This window comes from Pseudomonas sp. GL-R-19, from assembly GCF_019956375.1.
Lineage (GTDB): Bacteria > Pseudomonadota > Gammaproteobacteria > Pseudomonadales > Pseudomonadaceae > Aquipseudomonas.
The window spans coordinates 150,529-162,460 of record NZ_JAHBDJ010000033.1; the positions used below are offsets into that span (position 1 = coordinate 150,529).

The following is an 11,932-nucleotide window of genomic DNA, read 5'->3' on the forward strand; positions in this document are numbered from 1 at the left end:
GTCGGCTCTACATACCAATGGTTTGAACTTTGGACAGGGCAACGCTGCCCAGCCCGGCCAGGTTGAGCATCAACTCACCGCCGGTCTGGCTGATGGTCACGCTGTTGACGGTCGCGGGCAGGTTGGTGATCAACGCGACGGACTGGCCATCGATCGTGCTCGTGGCACCGAAGGTATAGGTGCCCGCGGGTACCGTCTCACCCGCATCGTTCTTGCCATCCCAGATGAAGCTGGCATTGCCGGCCTTCTGCGAACCGAGGTCGATGGTGCGCACGGTCTTGCCGGCTGCGTCGGTGATCTTCAGGGTGGCGGACGCCACCGAAGACGGCACGACCACCGTGCCACTGAGGCTCTTGGTGGTGTCGACCACCGCCTTGTCGCCCGGCGCGATGACCGAACGGCCCACCAGCGACGATGCCTGCAAGGCCTGGGACGAGTTGTAGTTGCTGGCCAGGCCGCTCACGGTGTTGTTGAGCGTGGTGATGCCTTCCAGGCTGCTGAACTGCGCCAGCTGGGCCACGAACGCGCCGTTGTCCTGGGGCTCCAGCGGGTTCTGGTTTTTCAGCTGGGTCACCAGCAACTGCAGGAACGCATCCTTGCCCAGGGCCTGGTTGCCCGTGGCGCTGCCGGTTGCCGACGCGAGGCCGTCAGTCGTGGTGTTGGTCTTGATCGAGGAATTGGCCAGGATGTCGTTGAGGCTCAAACCGCTGGTGGAATCGGTAACACTCATCTGAGTCGTCCCTTATCACTGACCGAGGGTCAGGACCTTCTGCATCATGGTTTTGGCGGTGTTCATCATTTCGGCGTTGGTCTGGAACGAACGGCTCGCGGAAATCATGTCGGCCATTTCTTCCACCACGTTGACGTTCGGGTAGTAGACGTAGCCCTTGGCATCGGCCGCCGGATGGTTCGGCTCATAGCGCGCCTCGAGGTTGCTCTGGTCTTCGACCACACCCAGCACCTGCACGCCTTGACCGGCGGCATCCTGGCTCTGGAACAGCGAGTCGCTGCCGCCGCTCTGGCCGCCCTGGAACATGGTGGCAAATACCGGGTGACGCGCGCGGTAGGTCTGGTCGATGCTCGACGAAACCGTCTCGGCGTTGGCGATGTTCGAAGCGACGGTGTTCAAACGTGTGGTCTGGGCACTCATGCCGCTACCGGCAATGTTGAAAACACTGGATAGAGACATGGCTTACTCTCCGCGCAGGGCTGACACCAGCCCTTTGAATTTGCTGTTGATCAGGGTGAAGCTGGCCTGGAAGCCGATCGCGTTTTGCGCGTAGTTCGACTGTTCCAGTTGGGCGTCCACGGTGTTCTGGTCGATCGACGGTTGCATCGGCGTGCGATACAGCAACGACTCGTCGCCATTGCCCAGGCCTTCAGCTTCGATGTGACGGCTGTTGGTCATGTTCAAGGCGAAGGTGCCGTTCCTGGTTTTCTCGTTCTGCTCAGCGAGCACTTTCGAGAAGTCCAGGTCCCGAGCCTTGTAGTTCGGGGTATCGGCGTTGGCGATGTTGTTGGCCAGGACTTCGGCACGCTGGGCGCGGAAGCCCAGGGCCTGTTCGTGGATACCGAGCGCTTTATCGAAGCTGATGCTCATGTCGGGAAACCTTCGGGTGACCTGATTTTTCGTAGGATCAACTTAGCAAGCCCCATGCCAATTCAAAAAAGCCCGGAAACCGGGGCTTTGCCGGCCATGGCAACGCGGCAATGCCAGAAAAGCGGCAACGGTTTTCCGCCGCATGCCGCTTTTCTGCCGCTTGTCCTATGCAACACGCCCCCCCCTGTAGGAGCTGCCGAAGGCTGCGATCTTTTGATCTTGATCTTCAAAAGCAAAGTCAAAAGATCGCAGCCTTCGGCAGCTCCTACTTGATGCAAAAGCGCCCGGCATAAAAAAGGAGCCCCGAAGGGCTCCCGTTTTTATGCCGGGCGCTTTTGCATCACTTCGCCTGGTAAATGATCCCCGGACTGCACTGGACCATCTGGTAATGATCCGGCAACCCGTTCAGCGCTTCGGAAGCACCGAGGAACAGGTAACCGCCCCGCTTCAACGTGCTGTGGATGCGCAACAGGATGTCCTTCTTCACCTCGGCGGAGAAGTAGATCAACACGTTGCGGCAGAACACGATGTCGAACTTGCCCAGGCTCGCGTAGCTGTCCAGCAGGTTGAAGGAGCGGAATTCCACGCGGCTCTTGATCGGCGCCTTGATCGCCCAGCGTCCCGGCCCTTTCGGGTCGAAATAACGCTGCAGACGCTCGGGCGACAGACCGCGGCCGATGGCCAGGCTGTCGTACTCGCCGGTCTTGCAGTTGTTCAGCATGGTGCCGGACAGGTCGGTGGCAACGATCTGCACGCCCATGCGCAACTGGCCCATGTTGACCCGCTCGAACTCGTCGATGGACATCGACAGCGAATAGGGTTCCTGGCCCGACGAGCACGCCGCCGACCAGATGCGCAGACGCTGGCCGGGACTGGCCTTGATCGCTTCGGGCAGCACCTTGTTCTTCAGGACTTCAAACGGGTAGGTGTCACGAAACCATAGGGTTTCGTTGGTGGTCATGGCATCCACCACCTGCTCGCGCAAACCGCTGCGCGGCTGGGTCTGCATGCGCTGAACCAACTCACCCAAAGACTTGATGCCTTGCTGTTCCATCAGTTTGTTGAGACGGCTGGAGACCAGGTACTGCTTGTTTTCACCGAGCAAAATGCCACAGGCTTTTTCCAGGAATACCCGGAACTGTTCGAAATCCAAATTACCCGTAGACAATGATGCCGCCTCTTAAATCGTGTTGACTGCCAGGGGCGCGGGCCCCTGGCTGATATCTGCTGCCTTGATCCGGTCGACTACCCGGGATGCCAGGTCATCGGGACGGAATTTGGCCAGGAAGTCATCAGCACCGACCTTCTTGACCATCGCCTGATTGAATACCCCCGACAACGAAGTATGCAGGATGATATGAAGCTTTTGCATGCGCGGGTCGTTGCGGATTTCCGCCGTCAGGGTGTACCCGTCCATCTCCGGCATCTCGATGTCGGAGATCATCATCAGGAACTCTTCTTCCGGCTTCTTGCCCTCGTCGACCAGTTTGCGCAGGTAGTCCAGCGCTTGCCGACCGTCGTTCAACGCCACCACTTCGACGCCGACCGTTTGCAGGCAACGCGTGACCTGCTTGCGCGCCACCGACGAGTCATCGACCGTCAGCACACGCAACGAAAGCGCCTTGTGCTGGGTTTCGACATCCACCACGCCGACGGAAATCGCTTCCGGCGTCGGTGCCACTTCCGCCAGCACTTTCTCGACGTCGATGATTTCGACCAACTGATTGTCGACCCGCGTCACCGCCGTCAGATAGTGATCGCGCCCGGTGCCCTTGGGCGGCGGATGGATCTCCTCCCAGTTCATGTTGACGATGCGTTCCACCGAGCGGACCAGGAAACCCTGGGTCTTGGTGTTGTACTCCGTGATGATCACGAAGGGATTGTGCTTGTCCTTCAACGCACCGGAGCCAGTCGCCATCGCCAGATCAAGGATCGGAATGGTCGCCCCCCGGATGTTCGCCACACCGCACACGACAGGACTGGACTTGGGCATCAGCGTCAGTTTGGGGCATTGCAGCACCTCCCGAACCTTGAACACGTTGATCCCGTACAGCTGCTGGCCGTCGAGACGGAACAACAACAGCTCAAGGCGATTCTGCCCCACCAGTTGCGTGCGCTGGTTCACCGAATCCATTACACCAGCCATGCCCAGACTCCTACACCAACGCCAAGTGTTGTTGCGACGTGCCGTCATCACTAAACGGCACGGCGCTTGCTTTTTTAATCGTTATGAACACAGAACCGACATTTTTCCGACGCCTGACCGCACTCTGCCGCAAATTGCCTGGCGTGCTGGCGGCCGTTTGCCTGTTCAACGCTGGCAGCCCTGCCCTTGCTGACGCGCTTACCTTGCCTGACATGCTTATCGGCGTCACCCAGGGCTTTCTTGAATTCACCGTAGAAGACTATCTGGCTACCAGCCAAACGGAAGGTCGCTACGAGATCCAGGTCAACCCGCTCGATCCGCGCATGCACATGCCCATGTGCGACAAGGAATTGACAGCAACTCTTGAGAGTCCAAAGCCGCTGGGACGGGTCACAGTCAAGGTCCGCTGCGAGGGCGCCTCCCCCTGGACCGTGTTCGTACCTGCTCAAGTCCGCCTGTTTCGCGATGTCGTGACCAGCGCCCGACCACTGCGCCGCGCCAACATTGTCGAGCCTTTGGATGTGGTGCTGCGCGAACGCGATATCAGCCTCATCAGCCAGGGCTACCTGACCTCCCCAGACCAGGCGATCGGGCAGCGACTGACCCGACCAATGGTCGCCGACCAGGTGATGACCCTGGTGCATATCGAACAGGCCGAGGTCATCCGCAAGGGTGATCAGGTGGTGATTACCGCCCGCAGCGGTACGCTCAGCGTGCGCATGCCGGGCGAAGCGCTGTCAAATGGCAGCCTGAGCGAACAGATCCGGGTGAAAAACCTCAATTCCCAGCGAGTCATCAAGGCGCAGGTCATGGCGCCGGGGCAGGTGGAAGTGTCCATGTAAGACTCCCTGCTCATCGGAATGTGGCGCTTGCCCCGGCTGTTCCCTAGACTGTGCTCCATGCAGGGCAAGCGCTGGCGCGCGCGAGGTTCATTGATAAATGGGCCTAAAGTTTTCCAGGGAATGGCCGAAAACATGGCAAGCGTCCAAATTCCCAGAGGTTTTTTATCATGGTCATCGATTTCAGCCGTTTGAACAGCTCCTCGTCCCTTACGGGCAGTACACGTACCAGCGCCAGCAAGGAAAACGCCGAAACCGGCAAATCCGCGCCGCTGGAGTCCGCGGCCGAACAGGCCGGTACCGTCAAAAGCGGGGAATCGGTACATCTCAGCGATGAGGCTCAACAGTTGCAGAAGGTCACTGACAAGCTGCGCGATCAACCCGCCGTCGACAACGCCCGCGTGGCCGAGTTGAAAGCAGCGATTGCCGATGGCAGCTATAAAGTCGACAGCAGCCGTGTAGCCAGCAAACTGCTCAACTTCGAAGCCCAGCGCTAGGCCAACGCCAGCGCCAGGCTTTTGGACGCTTAAAACCCAAGGCCAGCCATGCACGACACTCATTTACTGCAACTGATCACCGACGACTTTGCTCCAGCGCAACACCTGCTGGAATTACTGCAGACCGAATCCCTCGCATTGCATGGCCGCGACATGCCATTGCTCGAGAACATCCTGGCGCAGAAACAGGCATTGATCGTCTTGCTCGAACAGCATGGCCGCAAGCGCAGTGAAATTCTCGCCAGCCTCAACCTGCCGACCAACCGTGGAGGTCTTGAGCAACTGGCCAGCCAGTCGAGCATTGGCGAGCAGTTGCTGGCGCAAAGTGACGTGCTGACCGATCTCCTGGCCCAATGCCAGGCCATCAACACCAACAACGGCCAGTCGATCCTCACCCAGCAGGCCGCTACAGCCACCCAGCTGAAAATCCTCAACGGCGGTGAAACCCCGGCGCTTTACGATGCCAGCGGAACATTCTCCAAGCTTGCCAAGCCGCGCCCGCTCAGTCAGGCATGAGCCGGTCAATGCCCCCGCTCTATCAAGACGCGCAACATACTGGCAAACTGCTATCCTGCCGTAGTCAAATTTTGTCTGGAGATTGATTAACCGTGTCCAATGCCTTATCCGTGGATGATGCTCCGCAGCCACCCAAGGTGCTCTCCACGCCCTTGGAAATCTCCAGCAACCTGCGCCAGCTGCTCGAAAGCCATGACCCGCTGATCATCACGTTCCACGAGCGCAGCCAGCGCTTCCAGAGCTACCTGGTGGACCTGGACCGTGACAGCAATATGATTGCCCTGGACGAAATGATTCCCCGTGATGGCGAGCGCTACCTGCTGGCGGGCGAGCCGTTCAGGGTCGAAGGCTTCCACGAAGGCGTACGCATTGCCTGGGAAAGCAACGGCCGATTGAACATCGACGAATCCGCTGGCAGCCGCTGCTATCGCGGCGCCCTGCCCGATGAAGTGGTGTACCACCAGCGCCGTAATGCGTTCCGTGCGGCACTGAAGCTGGCACAACTGGTCAACGTCAACCTCGACGGCGAAAAAATCAAGGCCTCCATCAGCGGCAAACTGCTGGATATTTCCGCTACCGGCTGCAAACTGCGTTTCGACGGTGACATCACCGGCAGCCTGCAACTGGGTCAGGTCTACGACCGCTTCAGCGCCGACCTGCCATTCGGCAAGATGACCGCACCGGTCGAGTTGCGTTATCTGCACTTCGAAGAAAAGATCTCCACCACCTTCGCCGGCGTTCGCTTCCATAACATGAGCGGGCTGGTGCAGCGTCAGGTCGAACGCTTCGTCTACCAGTTGCAACGCGAAGCGCGTCGCTTCGACAAAGACGATCTCTGATGTAGCACGGTCCCTGTAGGAGCCGGCTTGCCGGCGAAGGCGTCCTTTAACCTTGCATCGATACAACGGACGTCTTCGCTGGCAAGCCAGTTCCTGCAAAAACGGGCAGCCCCTTGCGGTGACTGCCCGTTTTTTTGTGCCCTGGATTTAAGGCCTGACCTCGGTAAAGCTTTGCTCGCGCCCCGAGTCAGAGTCTTGCGGCGGTTGATCGGCTTCAGGTTCGGCAGGCGACTCCGGATTCACCGGGTTGCACATCTGCTCCTGCACCATCTGCTCATCGACCCGCGGGTCGAGGCAGGCCACCAGTGGCGAACTCGTCATATTGTCCGGCATGGCCACGTGATGCAGCGGTGCGTCGTCGACCTGATGCAGGTTGGTCACTGCTTTCGGGCGAATCCGCCATACCAGCACCAACGCAAAGAAACTGAAGAAGGCATAGAGCATCTGGCTGCCGAACAGCTTCATCAGCACGCCTGCCACCAGCGGCCCGATACTCGCGCCAACGCCGTAGGTCACCAGCAACATTGCCGTCAGGGACACCCGGCGATCGCCTTCGACATGGTCATTGGAAAACGCCACCGCCAACGGATACAGGCAGAACTGCACCAGCGAACAAACAAAACCGGCGATAAACAGAACCTCCAACGGCACCTGCGGCATGATCGCCAGCGGCAGTGCAGCCAGGGCCAGGCTGAAGGCGAAACTGCGGATCAACACGGCCCGATCATAGCGGTCGGACAACCAGCCCAACGGCCACTGCACCAGCAGCCCGGCAAAAATACAGCTACCCATGAACAGCCCGACCAGCTCCGTGGACAAACCTTGCTGCGAGGCATACAGCGGCGCCAGACCGTAGAACGAACCGACGATCAGCCCTGCCCCCAGCACCGTACTCAATGACTGCGGCACACGCTTGATAAAGAACCGTGGTTCCATCGGTGCCGGGTGCAGCGGTGCCGGGTGGATCCGCCGGGTCAGGGCCACGGGCACCAGGCACAGGGCGAAACACAGGGCGACCAGCATCAGCAGCTCCAGCCCCAGCGCCGGGTGCATGACCAGAATCAGTTGCCCCATCACCAGCCCCAGGTACGAGGCGATCATGTAACCGCTGAACACCAACCCGCGTTGTTTGGCTTCGGCCTGCTCGTTCAGCCAGCTCTCGATCACCATGTACTGGCACATCATGCCGAGGCCGACGATCACCCGCAGGAACAGCCAGGCCGGCAGCCAGTCGATCAGGCCATGGCCCAACACCGCCGCGCCGACGATTCCGGCACAGGCCGAGTAGGCCCGGATATGCCCGACCCGGGCAATCAACCGGTGACCGATCTTGCCCCCCAGCACCAGGCCGAAGTAGTTGGCGGCCATCAACGCACCGACCCACAGGCTGTCGACATGGTCGGCCGCCAGGCGCAGGCCCAGGTAAGTACTCAACAGGCCCGAGCCGATCAACATCATCAGCGAGGCGAAATACAGTGCTCGAAAGGATTTCCAGATTTGGCGCATCGGCGTTCCGAGCGGCTCCTTGCAGTGAGAATCGGCTGTCGCTAAACGATAGCCGGATGTCGACGGATCGTCAGGCCTGGGCTGCTAAAACACGCCGTTCCCAGGGAGTAATTTCATTATGGAAACTGCTCAGCTCCAGAGTCTTCGAAGCGATGTAGCCTTCGATGAATTCCACGCCGAACAGTTCCTTGGCCAACTGGCTACGTTTCAGACGCTCCAGTGCCGCATGCAAGGTACAGGGCAACGAAAGATTGTCCGGCACTTCGAACTCCCCCTGGATCGGCGTGCTCGGCTCTAACGCGTTCTCGATGCCATGCAACCCCGCCGCCAGGCTTGCGGCAATCGCCAGATACGGATTGGCATCAGCGCCCGGCAAGCGGTTCTCGACCCGACGGGCCACCGGCAAACTGGCCGGTATGCGCAAGCCGGCGGCCCGGTTGTCATAGGACCAGCAGGCATTATTCGGTGAGGCGTAAGGATGGCACAAGCGCTGATAGGAGTTCACGTTCGGCGCAAACAACGCAGTGAAGTCGGCCATGCACACTTGCTGTCCGGCAATGAAGTGACGGAAGGTTGCCGTCTCCTGCCCCGCCTTGTCACTGAACACGTTTTTCCCCGAATCGATCTCGACGACACTCTGGTGAATATGCATCGAACTGCCCGGCGTATGCGCCAGCGGCTTGGCCATGCACACCACGCTCAGGCCATGCTTGAGGGCAACCTCCTTGAGCAAGTGCTTGAACAGCAACGTCTGGTCGGCCAGCAGCAATGGATCGCCATGCAGCAGATTGATCTCGAACTGGCTGACACCCATTTCGTGCATGAACGTATCGCGGGGCAGCCCCAACGCCGCCATGCATTCGTAGACTTCATTGAAGAAGGGTCGCAGCCCATTGTTGGAGCTGACGCTGAACGCCGACTGACCATCCTCGCGACGACCATCCAGCCCCAGCGGTGGCTGGAACGACTGAGTCGGGTCGGTGTTGGGCGCAAAAACGAAGAACTCAAGCTCGGTCGCCACCACAGGCGCCAGGCCGCGGGCCGCATAACGGGCAATCACGGCCTTGAGCTGACCACGGGTCGACAGGCTGGAGCTGGTGGTGGTGCCCAGTTCATTCGCGTCGCAAATAGCGAAGCCCCGCGGTGGGTGGCTCCAGGGCAAGCGGTGGATTTGTGCCGGGTCCGGGATCAGCGCCAGGTCGCCATCATCGCTGCCGTAAAAACGCGCCGGCGGGTATCCGCCCATGATGCATTGCAACAGCACGCCCCGCGCCATCTGCAAACGTCGACCGTCGAGAAACCCCTCGCAGGTCATCACTTTGCCCCGTGGAACGCCATTCAAATCCGGCGTGACACACTCAACTTCATCGATGCCCGTCAATCGCTGCGCGAGTGAGCTCAGGCCAACGGTGGTCATGACGCAATCCTTGTTATTGTACGGGCCGCGAACGGCGATCGTACAAAATAGGCTCCGCGTGTTCGGAATTTCAAGCAGCCCTCATCAATAAAGACGCAAAATCTCCTACGACAAACAGTCAGGGCAGGTAAAGACGGAACACCCCACCGCCCAACGGACCACCATTGCCGATTTCGGTGCGTCCGCCGACGCCATTGCGCTGATGCAACGCGGCAATTCGTCCGGCGAAGTACAGGCCCAGCCCGGTGCTGCCGGTACTTTGATTGATGCCCTGCACGTAATCGGCCTGGTGCTCGATCATCTGCGCCGGATACCCCTGGCCATCGTCATTGATGGTCAACACCAGTTGCCCGGCTTCGTCGCTGACGCTGATCAAAACGGCATGCCGTGCAAAGCGGATGGCATTGTTGATGCAGTTGGCCAATACCGACGCGATCAACTCACGATCGAAGAAACCCAGCGGGCTCAGCGGGTCCACTTCATAGGTGGCCATGATGCCGCGGCTGGCGAACACTTCCTGATGGCAAGCCAGTTGCGCTTCGATGAAGTCGTCCAGTTCATGGTAAGCCGGCTGCAACGGCATCTGGTTGACGCCCAGCTTGTACAGCCCCAACAACTGCACCAGCATGCCGTTGAGGTGGGCAAACTCGAAGTCGATCACGCCCTGCTCCGGCGTCTGTTGCGCCGCCTGCGGCAATCGCGCCAGCCACTGGCTGTGGGCCTGCATCAGCATGGCCAGCGAGTTCTTCATATCGTGCACGGTAGAGGCGATCACCGTGGAGAAATCCAGTGCCTGCTCATTGTCGTTCATTGGCCAAACGCCTTGCTTTTCAGCTTCTGGTAACGCGGATAGCGCGCGTCGGAGTCGGGCATCAGGCCGACCATTTTCAGGCAGGTCCGACATTCTTCCAGCTCCGCTGAAGGAACGCCGGTATCGGTGCCGTGCAACAACGACTGCGCCAGGTTCAGGGCGATACTGATGTTCTTCGGCTGCATCGCCAGGGCTTTGCGGAACACCGCTCGCGCCTCCACCAGATTGCCGGTCTTGTACACGCGCACGCCCTGACGGTTGAGTTCAGCGGCGGCGGTGCCGGAGTTGAGGATGCTCGGGTCGTCGGTCTGCTTGGCGATGTCCTTCATGACCACAGGATCGTCGCCGTAGATTTCCACGCAGTTTTTCAGCATCGCGGTACCGGCCTCGGTCTGCCCGAGCATTTTCAGCTGTTTGGCCACCAGCAACGCCGCTTCGGCGCTCATGAATTGCTCCATGCCATCCAGACGCAACAAGGCTTGCTCGGTGAGCTTGTCAGCCGTCTCGGCATCGTTGAGCAACAGACTGGTGGCCTTCATCAGGCGTGCGCGGATTTGCAGGCCCGGATCGGAAGGGTTTTCCTTGGCCACGGCGCTCAATGTGGTATTGATTTCCAGGCGGGTCCGCGTGTCCAGGCCTCTTTCACTTCCTTTGCTGATCAAGGCGTGGGCCAGGCCGAGGTTGCTCTCGGCATCCTTGAACCGCGACTGCGCACCCTGGCTCACAGCCTGGCGATAGGCCTTGGCCGCCGTGTCGAAATCCTCGTTGGTCATCGCCAGCTTGCCCAGCAACGCCTGGCGGCGAACCGCCAGTGGCGACAGGCGAATCGCTTCCTCCAGAACACGCTGTGCACCCTTGGTATCGCCTTCCGCGATCAGCACGTCCGCCATGCCGTCATACAGCGACGGCATCATCGGGAAGACTTTCAGGGCTTTTTCGTAAATGCCTTTGGCCTGCGCGACCTGACCGCGCTTGAACAGCAACTTGCCCAACCCGGCAAACGCCCATGGCAATGGGCGGTCGGCGATGATGCCGTCGTACAGGCGCTCCAGCGCTTCGTTCTGATTGAGGTCGCGCAGGGCATCGGCGCGATAGCGCAGGCACAGTGGCGAATAGCGGATGTCTTGCTTGCACAGGGCGATGCAGGCGTTGAGCACCTCCATTGGCTTGCCCCGGTCGAGGGCCTGCAGGATCGGTTTGAGCAGGGTCTTGCGCTGCTCCAGGCGCTCCAGGCGCTGGGCCAGGCTGGAACGGTTGAACGGCTTGGTCAGGTAGGCATCGGGTTCGTGCTCCAGAGCACTGAGCACCATGGCCTGGCTGGTTTCGGCGGTGACCATGACGAACACCGCTTCATGGCTGATCAGCTTTTCTTCCATCAGGTCTTCGAGCACCTGCTGGCCGTTCTTCTTGCCGTCGCCCAGATGAAAGTCTTGCAGGATGAAGTCGTATTGCTTCTGCGAGCACATTTTCAGCGCCTGCTCGCCGGTATCGGCAGTATCCACTTCCTTGACGCCCAGTTCGCGCAGCATCGACCTGACCGAACTGCGGAAGTCCGAGAAATCATCGACGATCAGAAAACGCTTTTGGTGATACGACAGCATCGAAGATTTCCAGGCAATTTAAGAAGAAGAACCCAAAGGCAAATACACGGACGGACTCAACTTCGCAGCCCTTGTTTTGGCGCGCAGATGATAACGGGTGGCACTAGGCTATCAACCACCTTCTCATAGCAATGAGCCCCCCGAACCAACCGCAAAGGCA

At 59.7% G+C, this 11,932-nt stretch carries 13 protein-coding genes; 4 read left to right on the plus strand and 9 right to left on the minus strand.

Going from position 1 to position 11,932, the window contains the following annotated elements:
• Window positions 1-7: 7 nt before the first annotated feature.
• The 5 genes from flgD to KGA83_RS18025 form a co-directional block, all read right to left on the minus strand.
• On the minus strand, window positions 8-730 hold the full coding sequence (gene flgD / locus KGA83_RS18005; protein WP_108215262.1) for a flagellar hook assembly protein FlgD: 723 nt from the start codon (window positions 728-730) through the stop codon (window positions 8-10).
• Between the two features lie 15 nt (window positions 731-745).
• Complete coding sequence (gene flgC / locus KGA83_RS18010) at window positions 746-1,189, minus strand: flagellar basal body rod protein FlgC (protein WP_007980123.1); 444 nt, start codon at window positions 1,187-1,189, stop codon at window positions 746-748.
• A 3-nt stretch (window positions 1,190-1,192) separates the two neighbouring features.
• Entirely contained in the window at window positions 1,193-1,600 is a 408-nt protein-coding gene (gene flgB, locus KGA83_RS18015) for a flagellar basal body rod protein FlgB (RefSeq protein WP_108215261.1), read from the minus strand.
• A gap of 340 nt (window positions 1,601-1,940) precedes the next feature.
• Window positions 1,941-2,768, minus strand: coding sequence for a protein-glutamate O-methyltransferase CheR (cheR, locus tag KGA83_RS18020; protein ID WP_108215260.1), 828 nt, complete (start codon window positions 2,766-2,768; stop codon window positions 1,941-1,943).
• A 12-nt stretch (window positions 2,769-2,780) separates the two neighbouring features.
• On the minus strand, window positions 2,781-3,746 hold the full coding sequence (locus KGA83_RS18025; protein WP_115947304.1) for a chemotaxis protein CheV: 966 nt from the start codon (window positions 3,744-3,746) through the stop codon (window positions 2,781-2,783).
• Between the two features lie 83 nt (window positions 3,747-3,829).
• On the opposite strand from KGA83_RS18025, the gene flgA reads away from it, so the two are divergent.
• The 4 genes from flgA (at window position 3,830) to KGA83_RS18045 (ending at window position 6,437) form a co-directional block, all read left to right on the plus strand.
• The gene (flgA, locus tag KGA83_RS18030) at window positions 3,830-4,588 is read left to right on the plus strand and encodes a flagellar basal body P-ring formation chaperone FlgA (protein WP_108215258.1); all 759 of its coding nucleotides are present in this window, start codon (window positions 3,830-3,832) and stop codon (window positions 4,586-4,588) included.
• Between the two features lie 167 nt (window positions 4,589-4,755).
• Window positions 4,756-5,082 (plus strand): flagellar biosynthesis anti-sigma factor FlgM, encoded by a 327-nt coding sequence (gene flgM / locus KGA83_RS18035; RefSeq protein WP_115947305.1) that lies wholly within the window; start codon window positions 4,756-4,758, stop codon window positions 5,080-5,082.
• Between the two features lie 48 nt (window positions 5,083-5,130).
• Window positions 5,131-5,598, plus strand: a complete 468-nt coding sequence (locus KGA83_RS18040) for a flagella synthesis protein FlgN (RefSeq protein ID WP_108215256.1) — start codon at window positions 5,131-5,133, stop codon at window positions 5,596-5,598.
• A gap of 92 nt (window positions 5,599-5,690) precedes the next feature.
• Window positions 5,691-6,437 carry a flagellar brake protein gene (locus KGA83_RS18045; protein WP_115947306.1) on the plus strand — a complete coding sequence of 249 codons (747 nt, stop codon included), beginning with the start codon at window positions 5,691-5,693 and terminating at the stop codon, window positions 6,435-6,437.
• Window positions 6,438-6,584: 147 nt separating this feature from the next.
• Here the strand turns inward: KGA83_RS18045 and KGA83_RS18050 are convergent, their stop codons facing one another.
• From KGA83_RS18050 to KGA83_RS18065, 4 genes are all read right to left on the minus strand, one after another.
• Window positions 6,585-7,943: an MFS transporter gene (locus tag KGA83_RS18050; protein ID WP_223530400.1), complete on the minus strand. Its 1,359-nt coding sequence runs from the start codon at window positions 7,941-7,943 to the stop codon at window positions 6,585-6,587.
• 70 nt (window positions 7,944-8,013) lie between these two features.
• Window positions 8,014-9,258 carry a glutamine synthetase family protein gene (locus KGA83_RS18055; protein WP_178086778.1) on the minus strand — a complete coding sequence of 415 codons (1,245 nt, stop codon included), beginning with the start codon at window positions 9,256-9,258 and terminating at the stop codon, window positions 8,014-8,016.
• A 220-nt stretch (window positions 9,259-9,478) separates the two neighbouring features.
• Window positions 9,479-10,171 carry a sensor histidine kinase gene (locus KGA83_RS18060; protein ID WP_108215252.1) on the minus strand — a complete coding sequence of 231 codons (693 nt, stop codon included), beginning with the start codon at window positions 10,169-10,171 and terminating at the stop codon, window positions 9,479-9,481.
• Complete coding sequence (locus KGA83_RS18065; protein WP_108215251.1) at window positions 10,168-11,772, minus strand: tetratricopeptide repeat-containing response regulator; 1,605 nt, start codon at window positions 11,770-11,772, stop codon at window positions 10,168-10,170. Before KGA83_RS18065 ends, KGA83_RS18060 begins: the two co-directional genes overlap by 4 nt.
• Between the last annotated feature and the right edge of the window lie 160 nt (window positions 11,773-11,932).